This is a genomic window from Streptomyces sp. NPDC088730, from assembly GCF_044751215.1.
Taxonomy (GTDB): Bacteria; Actinomycetota; Actinomycetes; order Streptomycetales; family Streptomycetaceae; genus Streptomyces.
This window is the reverse complement of the sequence record NZ_JBIVLK010000005.1, coordinates 234,916-252,951: the sequence shown is the minus strand read 5'-3', so window position 1 is coordinate 252,951 and position 18,036 is coordinate 234,916. Positions and strand designations below refer to the sequence as shown.

Genomic DNA, 18,036 nt, shown 5'->3' with positions numbered 1-18,036 from the left:
GCACGTGATAGGGGTCCGCGAACTCTGTTCCTTTTCCGGCCGCCGCGACGGCCCGAAGGTCCCGCCGGCCCCGTCTCATGGGGCAGGTTCGCGCACCACCAGTGGCGTCCCGAGGACCTGGTGCCCGCCGCTGGCGAGCATGCGCACCTCTCCGCGCTCACTGATCTCCGCCCGGACGATCCCGGTCTCGTCCTCGTAGACCGGGTTTCCGCCGGCCCCGGACTGCGCGGTCCGCCGGACGGTCACCGCGTCGTCCTCCACCGCGGACGACTGAAACACCAGTTGGTAGCTCTCGGGGTAATCCATGACGGCCTTTCCGTGGCTGCGTCTGCGGACGGCCTCTCCACGTGGCTCCGGGCGCCGTTTCCGCACCTTCGAGGCGCTCCGGCCCCGCACCCTCCATCGTCTCTCACCCCTGCCGTCGCCGCCCGCCCGAGGCCGCGGGCTGCGGGTCCGGCGCCGGTCCCCCTATCCTGAGGAGGTACCGGACATTCGAAGGCGAGCGGGCCGCGGTTCCCCCTTCTCCCGCGTCGTACGGTGGCATGACCGGGATCCCCGACATCGGGAAGGGACTCATCATGAAGGATGCCGACCTGGGCGACGAGGTCTACCAGCCCCAGCAGCCGGAGGCCTCCGACCCCGCCGATCTGCTCGACGTGGAAGACACCCTGGACGACCGCGACCTCACTGACGTGCTCGACGAGGGATACTCCCCGCCCGAGCGGCCGTGGGCCGTGGAGGACCGGGGCACCACCGCGTCCGAGCAGCACAGCGGCGAGGCGCTGGAGGGCCGGCTGGCCCGGGAGCTGCCCGAGGTCGCCGACGGGCCCGGGGACGGCGTGGGCGACGTGCCGGACGGGGACGGCGAGCCCTGGGACGACGAGGTGGGCGACGTCCGCGCGGGGCGCCTCACCCGGGAGCTGGACCACGACGACCCGGACACCATGGCGGGCGAGGACGTCGGAATCGACGGCGCGGCGGCGTCCGCCGAGGAAGCCGCCATGCACGTCGTCCCGGACGGCCCGGCGTAGGCGCGGAGCCGCCGCGTCTCCGCGTGCGAGGGCGTCCCGAGGGAGAGCCGACATGCCGTACATCACGGTCGGCCAGGAGAACAGCGTCGGCCCGTCGTTCTTCGGCAGGTCGCGCCGGAAGTCCACCGGCCAGGTCGGCACGCACGCCGGCGTGGCGTAGGGCGAGGCGTCCGCCCCCACGATCCGCTGCGTCCGCAGGGCCTGCTCGCTGATCCGGGTGCCGGCGAGCTCGTCGGTGTTGTTGGCCCATCAAGGAACTCGGTGAGACAGGCGGGCCGGTCCGCGACGATGGCGATCGTGCCGGGCGACGAGGACCGCGTCCTGCCCATCGGCTCCACCGGGCGGCGGCTGCCGGACCTCATCCATGACAGCCGCCTCGTGGAGATTCCGGGCGGTCCGCACCACATCGGCTGGCCCCATGCGGAGGAGCTCGACACCGTGCTGACGGGCTTCCTGGGCGAGCACCGGCGCTGACCGGCCCCGCGTCCGCCCCGGCCCCTTACCCCGGAGGTAATCGACCCGTTCCGCACGGTCGGACATCGTGTTCCTCACCAGCACAACGCACCCGGCCCACCCGCCGGGGCCGACGAGAGGACCCCGCGATGACCTCCTACGACGACGCCGTCGAGCGCTACTTCGCCGCCTGGAACGCCGCCGCCCCCGAGGAGTTGGCGAAGGCCGTCGCCGCGGCCTTCACCGAGGACGCCGGCTACACCGACCCGCTGGCCGACGTTCGGGGGCACGAGGAGCTGGCGGCCGCCATCAGCGGTGCCCAGCAGCAGTTCCCGGGCTTCGTCTTCCGGCAGACCGGGACGGCGGACGGGCACCACTCGCTCGTCCGTTTCAGCTGGGAGCTGGTCGCGGCGGACGGCTCCGCGCCGGTCGCCGGTTCGGACGTGGCCGTTCTCGCGGCCGACGGGCGGATCAGCTCGGTGACCGGTTTCCTGGACCGGGTACCGGCCGTCTGACTCCGGCAGCCGGTGCGGCGCGCGAGCGGCCGGAGGCGCCACCCGGGCCGCTCGCGCCCGCCGCGTTCCAGGCGGTCCGTCACAGAGCCCGCGCCAGCGCGATACCGAAGTGGCCCTCGGCGCTGTCGACGGTCTCGAAGAGCCGGTTGGCGGGCCGGGGCAGCCCGTAGTGTCCGCGCAGGGTGCTCGCGGTGTACTCGGTGCGGAACAGGCCCCGCTGCTGGAGGATCGGCACCACCCGGTCGACGAAGACCTCAAGGCCGGAGGGGAGGACGGCGGGCATGATGTTGAACCCGTCGGCGGCCCCGCTGTCGTACCAGTGCCCGATGGTGTCCGCGACCTGCTCGGCCGTGCCGGCGAAGGTCCGGTGGCCGCGTCCGCCGCCGAGCCGGCCGATCAGCTGACGCACGGTCAGACGTTCGCGCCTGGCCAGCTCCACGATGAGCGTGTAGCGGCTCTTGGCACCCTCGATCTCGTCCTCGGTGGGAATGTCCTCGGGGAGCTCCGCGTCCAGGTCCAGTTCGTCCGGGGCGATCCTCAGCCGCTGGGCGAGCTGCCGCTTGGCGTAGTCCGGGACGATGAGCTCCTCCAGTTCGGCGTCGAGTGCCAGGGCCTCGGCCTCGGTGTCGCCGATGACGGGCACGATGCCGGGGAGGATCTTGATGCCTTCCGGGTTCCGGCCGGCGGTCTCGGCACGCCGCTTCACGTCCTTGTAGAACGCGATGCCCTCCTCCAGCGTCTGCTGGGCGGTGAACACCGCCTCCGCGTACCGGGCGGCGAAGTCCTTGCCGTCCTCGCTGGACCCGGCCTGCACGAGCAACGGATAGCCCTGCGGTGGGCGTTGTACGTTCAGTGGGCCGTCGACCCGGAAGAACTCACCGCTGTGCCCGATCTTCCGCACCCGCTCCGCCAGGGCGTGGACACCGCGCTCCTTGTCCGCGATCACGGCGTCGTCGGCCCAGCTGTCCCACAGCTTGGTGGAGACCTCGACGAACTCACCGGCGCGCCGGTAGCGGTCGTGGTGCAGCGGGGTGTCGTCGAGACCGAAGTTGCGGGCCGCGTCGGCGCCCGCCGTCGTGACGATGTTCCAGCCGGCCCGGCCGCCCGAGACGTGGTCGAGCGAGGCGAACCGGCGGGCCAGGTTGTACGGCTCGTTGTAGCTGGTCGACGCGGTGGCGATGAGGCCGATGTGCCGGGTGGCGCCGGCCAGCGCGGTCAGCAGGACGGTGGGCTCCAGCTTGGCGGACGGCCGCCGTCCCGGATCGCCCATCAGGACGGGGCTGTCGGCGAGGAACAGTGAGTCCAGTCTGCCGCGTTCGGCGATCCGGGCCAGGTTCTTGTAGTGCTCGATGTCGGCATTGGCCCCCGCCGGGCTCTCCGGCAGCCGCCAGGACGCCTCGTGGTGACCGGTGGACATGAGGAATGCGTTGAGGTGCAGCTGCTTGCGGTCAGTCGTGCGGGCCATGGGATTCCTTCACATCGGTACGGGGCCGGGGCTGCGCGACACCGAGGGCGGTGAGCAGGGTGTCGCGGTACTCCTGGAACCGGGCGTCGCGCCGGGAGCGCGGGGTGGGCAGGTCGACGGCGAGGTCCACGGCGATCCGGCCGTCCTCCAGGACGAGTACCCGGTCGGCCAGTTCGACGGCCTCGTCCACGTCATGGGTGACCAGCAGCACCGCCGGGCGGTGGCGCTCGTACAGCTCGCGCAGCAGTCCGTGCATCCTGATCCGGGTGAGGGCGTCCAGGGCGCCGAACGGCTCGTCGGCGAGCAGCAGTTCGGGCTCGCGGACCAGGGCGCGGGCCAGCGCGGCGCGCTGCTGTTCGCCGCCGGACAGCTCGTGCGGCCAGGACCGGCCACGGCCCTCAAGACCGACCTCTGCCAGTGCGGTGAGGCCGCGCTCGCGGGCCCCGGGTCCGCGCAGTCCGAGGACGACGTTGTCGATCACCCGGAGCCAGGGCAGCAGCCGGGAGTCCTGGAAGGAGAGCGAGACCCGGTCCGGGACGGTGAGTTCGCCGGAGCCCTCGACGGTGTGGTCGAGCCGGGCGACGGCCCGCAGCAGGGTGGACTTGCCCGAACCGCTGCGGCCGAGCAGCGCGGTGAACTCCCCCGCCGCGACGGTGAGGTCGAGCTCCTTGAGGACGTCCCGGTTGCCGAACCGGCGGACCAGGCCACGGGTGCGTATCGCGGGAACCTCCACCGCCGCGCCGGGGGCGGCGGTCAGCTCGCCAGGGTGCGTCGCCACGACAGGACCCTCCTCTCGACGGCGCGTACCGCCGCGTCCGACGCGAAGCCGAAGACCCCGTAGGCCACCAGGCCCACGATGATCACGTCGGACTGGGCGTACTGCTGGGCCTGGAACATCATGTAGCCGATGCCGCTGGTGGCGTTGATCTGCTCGACGACGATCAGGCCGAGCCAGGACGCGGTGACGCCGAGGCGCAGTCCGACGAAGAAGCCGGGCAGCGAGCCGGGGACGACGACCTTGCGGACGAACTGCGCGCGGCTCAGGTCGAGTCCCTCCGCCAGCTCGACGTACCGGCTGTCGATGCCGGTCAGCGAGGCGTACGTGTTGATGTACATGCTCACCGCGACGCCGAGGGCGATCACGGTGACCTTCATCTGCTCACCGATGCCGAGCCAGAGGATCAGCAGCGGGAGCATGGCGAGGGACGGGATGGCGCGCTTGATCTGGAGCGGGCCGTCCAGCAGGTATTCGCCGGTGCGGCTCAGCCCGGCCGCGACGGCGAGCACGATCCCCGCGGCCACCCCGAAGAGGAGCCCGAGCCCGGCGCGTTGCAGCGAGATGAGGACGTTGTCCTGGAGCCGCCCGCTGGAGACGAGGTCCGACGCGGTGGAGAGCACCGTGCCGGGCCCGGACAGGATCCGGGGATCGAGGTAGCCGACGGCGGAGGCGAACCACCACACCGCGACGACCAGCACCGGTCCGATCAGCCGGCCGAAGGGCACGGCCCGGCCGGGACCCAGCCGTCTGCGGGTGGCGCGGGGGGCGGTGGACGGGGGGACGGACGGGCCGGCGACCGCCGGCTTCGCGCTCTTCCCGGACCCGGCGGCCGTGTTCACCCGGCCTGCCGTGCGGGCGTTCGTCAGCAGCTCGGTCATGACGTCTCCCGGTAACGGGCCGGAACGGCTCGGGCCGCCAGCCCCTCGAAGCGGCGGTCGAACAGGCCGGCGACGTCCTGCTCCGGCACGAACCCGCCGTCGGCCATCAGGTCGGCGGTCTCCTGCTCCCACGCGATGGCCTTGTCCCAGCTCACCGGGAACCGGGGCTGCCGCAGGGAGGCGACGATGCGTCTGCCGTCCTCCCGGGTGACGCCCTGGTCCTTGACGTAGTACGTGTCGATCCAGGTGTCGGTGTTCTCCCAGGCCCACGCCACTCCGCGGGCCCACAGCGGGACGAAGGAGCGGACGGCGGCGGCCTTGGCCCTGTCCTTGAGCACCTCGTCGGGTGCCCAGAGGACCGTGAGCAGGTCCACCACGTCGGTCTTGATCCCGCGCGCCCCGTCCTTGCCGTACTGGGACAGGTACTTGGTGAGGGTCGGCTCGCCCAGCGGTGCCACATCGACCTGCCCGGACTGCAGGGCGGTGAGGAACTGGGTGCTGGGCAGGGCGACCAGCTCGACGTCCTTGTTGGCGAGGCCGGCCCGCTTCAGCGCGCGCAGTACGACGACGCCCTGTGCCTGGCCCTGCGAGAAGCCGATCTTCCGGCCGCGGAAGTCGGCCGCGCTCCTGATGTCGGAGCCGGGCGCGGTCGCGAAGACGTAAGTGGGGCTGTCGCGTACCTGCACCGCGACGATCTTCGCGCCGACGCCGATCGCCCGGGCCTGGATCGGCGGGATTCCCGCGTTGACCGCGAGGTCGATGGAATGGGCGCGGAATCCCTGGATGATGTCGGGGCCCGCGTTCAGATTGGGCCAGTCGGAGACGGTGAACGGCAGCTCGTCCTCCAGTCCGGCCGGGCCCAGCTGGAGCTGGGTGGTGCGGACGGCTATGGAGAGTTTCGTGCCGGGTGGCGGCGCTCCGGAGGGAAGTCTTCCTGCGGGTTCGGCGCTCGCCACCGTTTCGGCCCGCGGAGAGCAGGCGGCGAGAGCGCCGATGGCCGTCGCACCGGTGAGTGCGAGAAATGATCTGCGGCCGACGGTCCGGTGTGTTTCGTCGAATGGCACGGGAATCCCTGGTCAGTGGCCGGTGGTGGGCGCGGACGCCGGGAGGGTGAGATAGGCGCCGTCGTGGAAGAGGAGCGGGCCGCGCCCCTCGTCGAGCCGGGCGTCCACCACCCGGGCGATGACGATGCGGTGATCACCGGCCGGGACGAGCTGTTCGATCTCCAGCCGCAGCCAGCCGGCCACCCCGTCGAGCACCGGTTCCCCCTCCGGCAGCCGCTGCCAGCGGGTGGGGGCGGCGAAGCGGTCGATGCCGCTGGTGGCGAACGTGGTGGCCAGGCCCTGCTGTTCGGCGCCGAGGAAGTTCACGACCGCCGTGCGGGCCCGCTCGATGTGCGGCCAGGACGAGGTGGTGGTGCCGATGCCGAAGGACACCAGCGGCGGGTCCAGCGAGAGCGAGCTGAGCGACGTCGCGGTGAAACCTATGGGGCCGTGGCCCGCGTCTGCGGTGATGACGACGACTCCGGCGGGATAGCGGCGGAATGCCTGCCGGAATCGGCGCGGGTCGATACCGGGCGTGGTCGGTGCGGTCGCTTCGGCCGTCACGGCCGGTGCGGAATATGAGGACACGGTGACGGTCAACGTCTCTCCCGAGTTGATGGGTCAGCAGGATGCGGGGAAAAGCCGCGGGCATACGTGAGGACGCGAACAGCGGGAATGCGCCGCCGGGCACGGGGGCCGTGACGGGGATTTCGAGCGTGCGGTCCCAGCTGCGGAATTAAGGCGGAGGCAGTACCGCGCAGGCACTACGGCACGGGCAGCGCGGCGGACGCGGCAGGATTTACCGGAGGCCCGGACAGGGGCGACAACAAAGGAACCGGACGGCGGCGAACGCCGTCACGGGCAGGCGGAACACGCGCATCACGAAGGACGCGTTCCCTGTATTCCGCCGCCGGCTGGTCATGAATCCATCATCCCGTCCGCATTCGTACCCGGTCAACAATGCAACTGCCTGAATTAAGTCGGCCGAGGAAACGGCCGCCGGAATTGGCGGACCGTCAGGAGACGGCGGGCAGCGCGGGCCAGGGGCCGAGCGGATCGGTGTACAGCGCGCCGAGCGCCACCGCGCCGCCGGCCGTGGCCAGCACCGTGCCGGTGAAGCTGGTCGGCACCACAGCCCGCTCCGGGTCCTCGCAGACCCAGGAGCGCTTCGCCACCTCGGCCCGCAGACCGGCCAGGCACTCGGGCATCCGGCCCACCCCCGGCTCGACCACGACGAGCACCTCGGGGTCGAACATGTCCAGCAGGAGCGCCGCGGCCCGGCCCACCAGTCGCGCCCGGCGGCGGAAGAGCGCCACGGCCCGCGGCTCACCGGCCAGTGCCAGATCCAGCAGTTCCAGGAACGAGTCCACGGCCAGCCCCTGACCGGCCGCGCGTCGCACCATGGCGCGCTCCGACACCTCCGACTGGAGGCAGTCGGTCCGCCCGCACGAACAACGGCCGGCACCGCCCGCCCCGTCGGCGTCGCCGCCCGGCTCCGCGGTGCCGAGCGGCAGATGCGCCACGCTGCCCGCTCCCGAGCGCGGCCCCCGGTGCATGGCGCCCTCCGTCGCGAAGGCGGCGTCCACGACCGCGCCGACGAAGAGCAGCACCGTACTGGTCCGGGTCGACTCCTCGCCGAACAGCTGCTCCGCCCGCGCCAGTGCGCGGGAGTGGCTGTCCACATGGACCGGGAGCCCGGTCGCGGCGGCGAGGATGTCGCGTGCCGGGACGTCGCGCCAGCCGAGGTGCGGATGCTCCACGATCACCCCGGCGGCGGGATCGACCCGGTGCCCGGTGGCGAGGCCCAGGGCGAGCACGGTGCGGCCGCCGGCGTGTGCCGCCACCAGCCGGGGCAGCCGGGCCGCGAGTTCGCCGAGCATCCGGTGCGGGTCCGTGGTGCGGTGGGGCTGCCGGTCCTCCGCCACGATCCGGCCGCGCAGGTCCATCAGTGAGACCGTCGAGTGGGCGACGGCTATGTGCGCCCCGGCCACCAGGTAGCGGCCGGTGTCGATCTCGACGGGGATGTGCGGGCGGCCGAGCCCCCGGGGGCCCGCGGTCTCCGCGCTCTCCCTGACCAGCCCGCGCGCCAGCAGCTGGGCGACATGGCCGGTGACCGAGGCGGGCGAGAGGCCGGTGAGCCGGGCGATGGTGGAGCGGGCCACCGGCCCGTGGTCGAGGATCGCCGCGAACGCCGGGCCGGGGCCCGCAAGCCGGCGGGCGGGCGGTGCGGCGGGTATGTCGGAGCGGCGCGGCGGACTGGGGCGACGGCCGGGTGCGGACAGACTCTTCACAGTGTCTTCCAGGTCCTCGATGTCAGCGGGTGACGCGGTGTGTGCTCCGGTACGGAGCTCCGGCAGTCCGCCACCGGCCCGGAGCAAGGGCGGGAGGCGCTGCGCTGCGGTGGAGAGACACCCTGCGGGGACCGGGCGGGGGCGGCTGGAGCGCTCCTGCGGACGGGATCGCGCGGGCGTGGTGCTCTCAGACCCGGTGACACACGGCGGAGCACACACGCTTCAGGTCGATATGACCTCGCGTCGTCAGGTGTGCGGATCGCTGCATGCCACGCAACGTAACCGGACCGGCGCAACCCGGTCAAACCATTGCCGCATCCTGGACACCCGTTCCCCTGCCGGGTGTTGCCCCGCGTTCCGGTGGTGTGACGGGCGTCCTGCGGGGGCGTGAACAGTGGCGCGCGGGGCGGGTCCGGAGCCCGGCCGGAGGCAGGTCCGGAGCCCGGTGGGCGGCCGGTGTGGGCCGGATGGCGGAACGATTCCCGGAATTAACCTCTGATGCCTTGTCATGGCCGGTTCTACGCGCATAGCTTGTGCTCCCTCATCACACTCTGAGGGGCAGTTTCCGTGCGCATATCCAGACCTCGCTCCGTCCTGCTGGCCGGCGCGGTCGCCGTGACCCTCTCGGCCACCGCGCTGCCCGCCGCCTTCGCGGCCCCGTCCGCGTCCGCCGTGATCTCCGAGGTGTACGGGGGCGGCGGGAACTCGGGCGCGAAGCTCACCCGCGACTTCGTCGAACTGGCCAACGCCGGCTCCGCCGCGTACGACCTGTCCGGGTTCAGCGTCCAGTACCTGCCCGGCGCGCCGTCCGCCGGCTCGCAGTGGCAGGTGTCCCCGCTCACCGGCACCGTGGCGCCCGGCGGCCGCTATCTGGTCGCGGAGGCCGCGGGCACCGGGGGTACCGTCGCCCTGCCCGCCCCGGACGCCACCGGCACCGTAGCGATGTCCGCCGCGAGCGGCACGGTCGCGCTGGTCTCCGGCACCACGGCGCTGACCTGCAAGACGGCGGCCGACTGCGCCTCCGACACCCGGGTCGTGGACCTGGTGGGCTACGGATCCGCGGTCGTCCGGGAAGGCAGCGGACCGGCGACCGGCGCCTCCGCCACCGCCTCCGTGGCGCGTGCGGCCTCCCTCGCGGACACCGACGACAACGCCGCCGACCTTCTCCCCGGCGCGCCCACCCCGGTGAACGCGGCCGGTGAGACCTCCGGCGGCGGCGAGGACCCCGGCGACCCGGGCAACCCCACCGAGCCCGGCACCGTGCGCGTGCACGACATCCAGGGCGCCACCCGGGTCTCCCCGCTGGACGGCAAGGCGGTGACCGGGGTCCCCGGCATCGTCACCGCGGTCCGCACCACCGGTTCGCGCGGATTCTGGATCCAGGACCCCTCGCCGGACGCGGACCCCCGCACCTCCGAGGGCGTCCTGGTCTACACCGGCTCCGCCGCCCCGGCGGTCTCGGTGGGCGACTCGGTCCTGGTCAGCGGCACGGTGGACGAGTACTACCCGTCGGCCACCACCCAGTCCGTCACCGAGATCACCGCGCCCAGGACCACGGTGCTCTCCGCCGGCAACGCGCTGCCCGCGCCGGTGGTGCTCGACGCGGCCTCGGTGCCCGGCGGATACGCCCCCTCGGCGGACGGCGGCTCGATCGACGCGCTGCCCCTCGAACCGGCGAAGTACGCCCTCGATCTCTACGAGTCCCTTGAGGGCACCCGGGTCGAGACCGCCGACACCCGGGTCACCGGCGCCACGAGCTCGTACGGCGAGGTCTGGGTGACGGTCGAGCCGAAGCAGAACCCGACCCGGCGCGGCGGCACCCTGTACTCCTCGTACACCGACCAGAACACCGGCCGGATCAAGGTGATGTCGCTCGACGCCACCCGGCCCGTCCCGGTCGCGAACGTGGGCGACGTACTGTCCGGCACCACCACCGGAGTGCTGGACTACGACTCCTTCGGCGGCTACAGCCTCCAGGCCACCCGGCTCGGCACGCTCACCGACCGGCATCTGAAGCGAGAGGTCACCAGGAAGCAGAAGCGCGACGAACTCGCCGTCTCCACCTACAACGTGGAGAACCTCGACGCGCTCGACGACCAGGGCAAGTTCGACACCCTCGCCAAGGGCGTCGCGGTCAACCTGGCCTCCCCCGACATCGTGTCGCTGGAGGAGATCCAGGACGACAACGGCGCGGTCAACGACGGCACGGTCGGCTCGGAGGCGACGCTGAAGCGGTTCACCGACGCGATCGTCGCGGCGGGAGGTCCGCGCTACTCGTGGCGCTATGTCGCCCCGCAGGACGGCAAGGACGGCGGCGAGCCCGGCGGCAACATCCGTAACGTCTTCCTCTTCAACCCCGCCCGGGTCTCCTTCGTGGACCGCTCCGGCGGCGACGCGACCACCGCGGTGCAGGCCGTCAAGACCAGGCACGGCGTCACCCTGTCGGCCTCGCCCGGCCGGATCAGCCCGCTGGACGAGTCGTGGTCCGACAGCCGCAAGCCGCTGGTCGGTGAGTTCCGCTTCCGCGGCGAGCCGGTGTTCGTGATCGGCAACCACTTCACCTCCAAGGGCGGCGACCAGCCGCTGCACGGCCGCTACCAGCCGCCCGTGCGCAGCTCGGAGACGAAGCGGGTCAGGCAGGCGGCGCAGGTCAACACCTTCGTCAAGTCCCTGCTGGCGGCCGACAAGTCGGCGCGCGTCATCACCCTCGGCGACCTGAACGACTTCGCGTTCTCGCCGACGATGTCCGCGCTCACCGCCGGGAAGGCGCTCAAGCCGCTGATCAACACGCTGCCGGCGAACGAGCGGTACAGCTACGTCTACGAGGGCAACTCGCAGACGCTGGACCACATCCTGACGAGCCCGGGTGTCCGGCGCCTCGACTACGACGTGGTGCACATCAACGCGGAGTTCGCGGACCAGGCGAGCGACCACGACCCGCAGATCGTACGGGTACGGGCCGAGGCGTCCGGCCACGGCGACCACGGGCATCACGGCGGCCACCACGGCCACCGCTGATCCCGCGCGGGCGGGCGGCGGGGCGGTCCGGCGGACGCTCAGCCGCCCGCCCGCGGCAGTGCCGCCCCCGCCGCCCGCACACGCGGACGCGGCAGCGAGGCGAGGGGCCACAGCGCGGGCGCCGGTTCCAGGGGAAGGTCGCTGAAGAAGCGGGCGGCCAGGTCCGCGACGTCGTCGGGGCGCTCCAGCACGACCCAGTGGTCCGAGTCCCCGATGGTCAGGAAGCGGCTGCCCTCGATCGTCGCCGCGAAGGCCCGCTGCCGTTCGGGCGAGGTGACCGTGTCGTGCTCACCCGCGAAGACGAGCGCCGGCACACCGCTGAGCCCGCCGGAGAAGTCCGGCCGGTGGCCCAGCGCCCGGCGCAGCGACTGCGCGGCGTGCGGGGAGTGGCTGAGCGCGTGCAGGAAGGAGCGCCGGACGTAGCGCCGGGCGAGCTCCCTGCGGTGCACGTTGCGGGCCGGGTCCAGGCACAGCAGCGCCTCCGCGGTCAGGCTGGCGAGCCCCTCCATGTCACCGGAGCCCAGCCGGTCGACCGCCCGGCCCCACTGGGTCCGCTGGGCGTCGCTGATGTGGGCCGGGACGCCGCCGAGCACCAGCCGGGCGACGCGGCGGGGGTTCTGCCGGGCGCAGCCGAACGCGATCGACGTGCCGTAGGAGAAGCCGAAGAGGTTGACCCGGGGTACGCCCAGGTCGTCGATGATGCCGGTGACGGCCTCGTACAGGATGTCGTCGCCGGTGCCCGGCGGCAGCGGGTCGGCGCCGCCCATGCCGGGCAGGTCGGCGGTGACGACGTGGGCCCTCGGCCCCAGGTGCTCGTCCATCTGCGGCCAGCCGTACATGCCCTGGAGCGCGCCGCCGAGGACGATGACCGGTTCGGTGCGGGGCGCGGGCTGGGGCAGGATCCGGTAGCTGTAGCGCAGCCCGCGCACCGACAGGTTCCGGATGATCTCGTCGGGCATGGTGGCCATCCTTGGAGGCTGTCGGGTGGCCTCCGGCCGGAATGCGGACGCGGTCCGGGCGTGCGATTCCAAGGCGGAGGAGTGAGTCAACGCGAAGGGGGTCCCCCATGTCTTCAGCTGTGGGGGAGTTGGTGGCCGACGACGACGCCGGAGCGGGCCCCTCCCTGCTGGAGCGAGGCCGAGAGCCTGGGAGAGTGCGTGCCGGGGCGTGGCCGCACGGACGGAGGCCACCCGACAGCCTCGGGGAGGGGCCGCACGGTCAGGCCCTGGTGAGGACGAGTGCGGCGTTGTGGCCGCCGAAGCCGAGCGAGGTCTTGACGGCCGCGTCGAACACGCCGGGCCGGGCCTCCTTGCTCACCACTTCGAGCGGGATCTCCGGGTCCGGGGCGTCCAGGTTGACCGTGGGCGGCACGAGCTGGTGCTGGAGGGCCAGCACGGTCAGCGCGGTCTCGATGCCGCCCGCGGCGCCGAGGGCGTGCCCGGTCATCGCCTTCGTGGACGTGACGAGGGGGTGCGTGCCCAGCACCCGGCGCAGCATCACCGCCTCGATCAGGTCGTTCGCGACGGTCGAGGTGCCGTGCGCGTTGACGTGTCCGATGTCCGTGGCGCCGATTCCGGCGTCCGCGAGGGCGGCGCGCAGGGCCCGTTCGATGCCGAGGCCCTCGGGGTCGGGCGCGACGGCGGAGTACGCGTCGCTGGACGCGCCGTAGCCGGCGATGTGCGCGCGGACGGTGGCGCCGCGGGCGCGGGCGTGCTCGGGGCGCTCCATGACGAGGAGTCCGGCGCCCTCACCGATGACGAAGCCGTCTCGGTGGGTGTCGAAGGGGCGGCAGGCGGACTCGGGGTCGTCCCGGCGGGTGGAGACGGCCTTCAGCTGGCAGGCGCTGGCGATCAGCAGCCGGGAGCAGACCGATTCGGCGCCGCCCGCGACGACGATGTCGCAGGCCCCGGTGCGCAGCATCTGGTGTGCGGTGCCGATGGCGACGGTGCCGGACGAGCAGGCGGTGGAGACGGCCTGGCTGGGTCCGTGCGCGCCGAGGTCGGTCGCGACGCTGCTGGCGGCGCCGTTGACGACGGTGAGCGGGGCGAGTTTGGGCGAGACCCGGCGGGCGCCGCGCTCGGTGAGGGCGGTGTGCTGCTGGTCGTAGAAGGGCAGTCCGCCGTGGGCGGAGCCGATGACGACGGCGACGCGGGAACTGTCCCAGACCGAGGGGTCGAGTCCGGCGTCGGCCACGGCCTCACGGGCGGCGATGACGGCGAGTTGCGAGAAGCGGTCCATCAGCCGCTGGCTCGCCACCCCGAGGATGGCCCGCGTATCGAGGTCCGTGATGGTGTACATGAAGTCGCAGGGCAGGTCCTGGAGTTCGGGCCGGTGCGGGACCGAGGGCGTGGCAGTGGCCTCCGACACCCCGCGCCAGGTGGCGTCGGTGCCGACGCCCGCGGCGGTGACGAGGCCGATCCCGGTGACGGCGGCGGCGAACGGCTCGGGGCGGTACCGGCCGTTCACGCGGCGGCCTTGGCGCGCACCGCGTCGACCAGTTGGCCGACGGTGTCGCGCGAGGTGAGCTGGACGTCGTCCAGGTCGACGCCCATCCGGTCCTCGATGAGGAGCCGCAGTTCTTCCAGGGCCAGTGAATCCAGCCTGAGCTGACGGAGCGACACTTCGGGGCGGATCGCCGCGGGGTCGGTTCCGAAGTTCGCCACCAGCAAGGTGCTGATCTCGTCTGCCGTGCTCATGGGCACTCCTCCGCTGTCGTACGCGGTGACGCCTTGCCGCGTGAGAGGTCACTGCCATCGGGGGACGCCGGCCGGTCCGGAGGGACCCTTTATACGCCCTGCGGGAGGCGGTTCCGGTCCGCGTTCCCCCGTGCGGTGGGGGGTATGGGCAGGTGTACGAATCCCCCGGCACCCGGACCGGGACCGGCCGGTGCCGGGCTCCGGACGCATGCGCCGATATCCGCGCGTCAACTCCATTGAGGTGAGAGCGAGTTCGACACGGAGTGCGCCGATTGTCATGTCCTGGGTGCTGGATAAGCGGTGGATCATCCGAGCGGGCTCCGCGGCCCCCGGCCCCGGGCCCGGGGGACCGTTCCTCTCCCCTCGTCCTCACCCCCGCCGCACCGGCCTCCGGAGCGGGCCGCCGCCCGCCACGCCGCCCATGGTCCGCACCTTCCCGGCGGACGGGCGCGACGCCTCCCCCGGCGGGCCGGGCTTCGCCGCCTACGCGGCGGCGCTGCGGGCGGGGCGCCGACGGACCCGGTCGTAGGCGGGGCCCGCCTCTCGCCCATGACGTGCGGAAACACCCCGACGTCACGTTTGGGTAACCCGCCGGAAACCCTTGACGTTTCTCCCGGCGCCTTCCTACGCTCCTCGTGTAGTCGCACTTCACGTGCTGCGGCGCTTTCCGCAGTGTTTTGACAGGCACAGACATAGACCACCTGTCGGTGGTTTCGTCATGCCTGTTTTTTGTGCTCCCCGTGCCGCCGATGGGTCTTCCTCGAAGGCGGATTCATGGCACAACGTCCGAGCGTCAAAGGCGTCGCCGACGTCGTTGCGCTCATCGATGGGCTGGGAAAGATCACCGGCCGGGCGCAAGTCATCTGGTTTCTCGTATTCGGCGGGCTGTTCCTCGACGCCTACTCGAACGCCGCGCTGAGCGCCGGTCTGGGACCGATGACGTCCCAGATGGAGCTCACCAGCACGCAGGTCTCGATCCTCACGGCCACCGCTCCGGCCCTGGCGATCATCTTCAACCCCATCGGCGGCTGGCTCGCCACCCGGATCGGCCGGGTCCCCCCGCTGCTCATCGCCAAGGTGTTCGCCATCGCGGGCGCCCTGCTCGCCGCGTTCGCCGGTGACTTCACGGTGGTCTGGCTCGGCCGGGTCCTGGTCGGCATCGCGTACGGCATCGACTTCGCCGTCGCCATGGCGCTCCTCGCCGAATACACCCCCGCCAAGCTCGGCGGCCGGCTCAACCTGTGGCAGGCCGTCTGGTACGTCGCCACCACCAGCAACCTCGCGCTCGCCCTGCTCTTCTTCAACCTGGACGTCGGCGCGGACATCTGGCGCTGGTCGGTGGGGTCCGCCGCGGTCGTGGCCCTCGCTCTGCTCGCGGGCCAGTGGCTGATGCTCAGGGAGAGCCCGACCTGGCTGGCCAGCAAGGGCCGGCTCGACGAAGCCGTCCTCAACCTGGACCGGATCTACCGGATCAAGGCCGTCGCCGGGAAGCCGGACGCGGCCACCCGCGCCGCGACCGAGGCCCCCGCCATCGGCTTCCGCCAGGCCGGGCTGCTGTTCAGGGGCGAGTACCTGCCGCGCACCATCCTGTCCTCGGTGATCTCGCTCGGGCAGTCCATGCAGTACTTCGCGGTCGGCTGGTACCTCCCGCTGATCAGCCTGACGATCTTCGGCGAGAGCTTCGAGAAGGCCACGATCGGATCGATGGTCTTCAACGCCTTCGGGATCGCGGGCGGGCTGCTGTCCGCGTACTTCGGCCGCCGGCTCGGGCTGCGGCTCAGCTCCGCCGCCGGTTTCGCCGGGGTGTTCGTCGCCCTGATCGCGATGGGCCTCACCTTCGAGAAGGTCCCGACGGCGGTCGCGTTCCTGCTGCCCGTCCTGTTCATCCTGTGCCACTCCGCCGGCCCCGGCGCCAACGGCAAGTCCATCGCGGCGCTCTCGTACAGCAGTGACGTGCGGGCGCTCGGTACCGGTGTCACCGGGATGGTCGGCAGCTTCGGCAGTGTCGCCGGGCTGTACCTCTTCCCGCAGATCAAGGAGTCGCTCGGGCTGGCCGACACCTTCCTGGTCCTCTCCGTCGTACCGCTGCTCGGCATGATCACCTGCCTGGCCATCAAGTGGGACCCGATGAGGGCCGCGTCGCCCGACGAGGCGGCGGCGACCGGCGCCGCCCCCGCAGACGAACGGGAATCAGCGGGCTCCACCGCGCGCTGACCGTCCGCCGCGCCTGCCGCACCACACGATGGTCGCTCCCCCTCCGTACAGCTCGCGATGCTCGCAATGAAAGGGCTGCAATGACGCAGACGCTCCCCGGCGCCGCCCCACGGCGCGGTGTGCTGGCCATCGACGAGGGCACCACCGGCACCAGGGCCGGAGTCGTCCTCGACTCCGGCGCCGCCCACGAGGTGTTCTACCGGTCGATCAAGGTCAGCCATCCGGACGACCTCTCGGTCGAGCAGGACCCGATGGAGATCTGGACCGCCACCCTGGAGGTGGCGCGCCGGGCCATCGGCGCCGCACGGGCGGAGGGCATCGCGGTCACCGCGGTCGCGCTCTCCACCCAGCGGGCCACCGCGATGCTCTGGGACCGGGTCACCGGGCGGCCGCTGCTGCCCGCCGTGGTGTGGCAGGACCGGCGGTACGCCGCCGAGCTCACCGCGCACGAGGCGGAGTGGGACACCCTCCTCACCGCCCGCCAGGGCCGGCCGGTCGGCGCCCGCGCGCCGTTCCTCTGGGCCGCCCGGCAGATCGCCGAGCACCCGGAGGCGGCCGCCGCCCACCGCGAGGGCCGGCTGCTCTTCGGCACCGTCGACACCTGGCTGATCTGGCGGCTGACCGGTGGCGCCGTGCACGCCACCACCCCGACCAACGCCGCCTCCAGCGGTGGCTATCTGCTGGAGCGGCACGCCTGGGACGAGGAGTGGATCGGCCACCTGGGCTTCCCCCTCGACCTGCTTCCGGAACTCCGCTCGGACGACGCCGGATTCGGCACCACCGACCCGGCCGCCCTCGGCATCGCCGTCCCGCTGGCCGCCTCCATGGGCGACCAGCACGCCGCACTGATCGCGCTCGGCGGCCTGGCCGCCGGTCAGGGCATGTGCATGTACGGGACCGGCGCTTTCGTCGACGCGGCGACCGGCACCACGCCCGCCCTGCCCCGGCCGGACATCTCCGGGGTGCTCGCCCAGCCCGGCCGGCGGCAGGGCGACATCAGCCACTTCAGCCTGGAGGCCTACACCTCCACGGCGGGTTCGGCGCTGCGCTGGCTCTGTGACGACCTGGGTCTGTTCGCCTCGCCGAAGGAGCTCGGTGAGGAGGCCGGCCGGGTCCCCACCCGGCCGGGCCGCACCCCGCGTTTCGTCCCGGCCCTCGCCGGGGTCCGTACGCCGGTATGGCATCCGGAGGCCACCGCCGCCCTCACCGGGCTCACCCTCGCCACCACCCGGGCCGATCTGGCCCGTGCCGTCCTGGACGGCATCGCGCACTCGGTGTGCGACCTCATCGACGGGGTCGCCGCCACGATGGACGCGCCGTTCACCCGGCTCCGGGTCGGCGGCGGGGTCGCGGGCAGCGATCCGCTGCTGCGGATCCAGGCCGACCTGACCGGCCTGCCGCTGGAGCGGGTCGCCGACTCGGCCACCGCGAGCCTGCGCGGCACCGCCTATCTGGCCGGGGTCGCCCAGGGCCTGTGGGGCTCGCTCGAAGAGGTCGTCGAGGCGCAGCCGCACGGCCGGATCTTCGAGCCGTCACTCGGCGCGGCCGAACGGACCGCCCAGCGGGCCGCCTGGCGCGACGTGCTGATCGCCCACCTGAAGGACCCCGCGCTCACCCCTCTCACCCCCCACTGACGGCCCCTCACCGTCAGCCG

The 18,036-nt window shown here is 72.6% G+C and carries 16 protein-coding genes; 6 read left to right on the top strand and 10 right to left on the bottom strand.

The genetic code is table 11. The features are described from left to right. Nucleotides 1–75: 75 nt before the first annotated feature. The gene (locus ACIP89_RS18565) at nucleotides 76–306 is read right to left on the bottom strand and encodes a DUF6296 family protein (RefSeq protein WP_401930149.1); all 231 of its coding nucleotides are present in this window, start codon (nucleotides 304–306) and stop codon (nucleotides 76–78) included. Nucleotides 307–578: 272 nt separating this feature from the next. Between ACIP89_RS18565 and ACIP89_RS18560 the strand changes: the two genes are divergently transcribed. The 3 genes from ACIP89_RS18560 to ACIP89_RS18550 all read left to right on the top strand — a co-directional run bounded on the left by ACIP89_RS18560 (nucleotide 579) and on the right by ACIP89_RS18550 (nucleotide 1,999). Then, nucleotides 579–1,031, top strand: a complete 453-nt coding sequence (locus ACIP89_RS18560) for a DUF5709 domain-containing protein (RefSeq protein ID WP_401930151.1) — start codon at nucleotides 579–581, stop codon at nucleotides 1,029–1,031. 261 nt (nucleotides 1,032–1,292) lie between these two features. After that, a complete protein-coding gene (locus tag ACIP89_RS18555) occupies nucleotides 1,293–1,505 on the top strand; it encodes an alpha/beta fold hydrolase (protein ID WP_402115721.1) in 213 nt (70 codons plus the stop codon). A gap of 128 nt (nucleotides 1,506–1,633) precedes the next feature. Next, a complete protein-coding gene (locus tag ACIP89_RS18550; RefSeq protein WP_401930153.1) occupies nucleotides 1,634–1,999 on the top strand; it encodes a nuclear transport factor 2 family protein in 366 nt (121 codons plus the stop codon). A 79-nt stretch (nucleotides 2,000–2,078) separates the two neighbouring features. On the opposite strand, the gene ACIP89_RS18545 is transcribed toward ACIP89_RS18550, so the two are convergent. From ACIP89_RS18545 to ACIP89_RS18520, 6 genes are all read right to left on the bottom strand, one after another. Continuing rightward, entirely contained in the window at nucleotides 2,079–3,464 is a 1,386-nt protein-coding gene (locus ACIP89_RS18545; protein WP_402115719.1) for an LLM class flavin-dependent oxidoreductase, read from the bottom strand. After that, on the bottom strand, nucleotides 3,448–4,242 hold the full coding sequence (locus tag ACIP89_RS18540; RefSeq protein ID WP_402115718.1) for an ABC transporter ATP-binding protein: 795 nt from the start codon (nucleotides 4,240–4,242) through the stop codon (nucleotides 3,448–3,450). Before ACIP89_RS18540 ends, ACIP89_RS18545 begins: the two co-directional genes overlap by 17 nt. Then, complete coding sequence (locus tag ACIP89_RS18535; RefSeq protein WP_402115716.1) at nucleotides 4,218–5,120, bottom strand: ABC transporter permease; 903 nt, start codon at nucleotides 5,118–5,120, stop codon at nucleotides 4,218–4,220. The genes ACIP89_RS18540 and ACIP89_RS18535 overlap by 25 nt, the downstream gene beginning before the upstream one ends. Continuing rightward, nucleotides 5,117–6,184, bottom strand: coding sequence for an ABC transporter substrate-binding protein (locus tag ACIP89_RS18530; RefSeq protein ID WP_402115714.1), 1,068 nt, complete (start codon nucleotides 6,182–6,184; stop codon nucleotides 5,117–5,119). Before ACIP89_RS18530 ends, ACIP89_RS18535 begins: the two co-directional genes overlap by 4 nt. A gap of 12 nt (nucleotides 6,185–6,196) precedes the next feature. After that, on the bottom strand, nucleotides 6,197–6,763 hold the full coding sequence (locus ACIP89_RS18525; protein WP_401930163.1) for a flavin reductase family protein: 567 nt from the start codon (nucleotides 6,761–6,763) through the stop codon (nucleotides 6,197–6,199). Between the two features lie 416 nt (nucleotides 6,764–7,179). Continuing rightward, nucleotides 7,180–8,454 (bottom strand): ROK family protein, encoded by a 1,275-nt coding sequence (locus ACIP89_RS18520; protein WP_401930165.1) that lies wholly within the window; start codon nucleotides 8,452–8,454, stop codon nucleotides 7,180–7,182. 567 nt (nucleotides 8,455–9,021) lie between these two features. On the opposite strand from ACIP89_RS18520, the gene ACIP89_RS18515 reads away from it, so the two are divergent. Continuing rightward, nucleotides 9,022–11,472, top strand: a complete 2,451-nt coding sequence (locus ACIP89_RS18515) for an endonuclease/exonuclease/phosphatase family protein (RefSeq protein ID WP_402115713.1) — start codon at nucleotides 9,022–9,024, stop codon at nucleotides 11,470–11,472. A 38-nt stretch (nucleotides 11,473–11,510) separates the two neighbouring features. On the opposite strand, the gene ACIP89_RS18510 is transcribed toward ACIP89_RS18515, so the two are convergent. The 3 genes from ACIP89_RS18510 to ACIP89_RS18500 form a co-directional block, all read right to left on the bottom strand. Then, nucleotides 11,511–12,431 carry an alpha/beta fold hydrolase gene (locus tag ACIP89_RS18510; RefSeq protein ID WP_401930169.1) on the bottom strand — a complete coding sequence of 307 codons (921 nt, stop codon included), beginning with the start codon at nucleotides 12,429–12,431 and terminating at the stop codon, nucleotides 11,511–11,513. Nucleotides 12,432–12,690: 259 nt separating this feature from the next. Further along, nucleotides 12,691–13,938, bottom strand: coding sequence for a beta-ketoacyl-[acyl-carrier-protein] synthase family protein (locus ACIP89_RS18505; RefSeq protein ID WP_402115712.1), 1,248 nt, complete (start codon nucleotides 13,936–13,938; stop codon nucleotides 12,691–12,693). After that, nucleotides 13,935–14,168 carry an acyl carrier protein gene (locus ACIP89_RS18500; RefSeq protein ID WP_401930173.1) on the bottom strand — a complete coding sequence of 78 codons (234 nt, stop codon included), beginning with the start codon at nucleotides 14,166–14,168 and terminating at the stop codon, nucleotides 13,935–13,937. Before ACIP89_RS18500 ends, ACIP89_RS18505 begins: the two co-directional genes overlap by 4 nt. A 774-nt stretch (nucleotides 14,169–14,942) precedes the next feature. On the opposite strand from ACIP89_RS18500, the gene ACIP89_RS18495 reads away from it, so the two are divergent. Together ACIP89_RS18495 and ACIP89_RS18490 are read left to right on the top strand one after the other, a co-directional pair. Further along, nucleotides 14,943–16,382: an MFS transporter gene (locus ACIP89_RS18495; protein ID WP_401930175.1), complete on the top strand. Its 1,440-nt coding sequence runs from the start codon at nucleotides 14,943–14,945 to the stop codon at nucleotides 16,380–16,382. A gap of 80 nt (nucleotides 16,383–16,462) precedes the next feature. Further along, nucleotides 16,463–18,016, top strand: a complete 1,554-nt coding sequence (locus tag ACIP89_RS18490) for an FGGY family carbohydrate kinase (RefSeq protein WP_401930176.1) — start codon at nucleotides 16,463–16,465, stop codon at nucleotides 18,014–18,016. The last annotated feature ends 20 nt before the right edge of the window (nucleotides 18,017–18,036 follow it).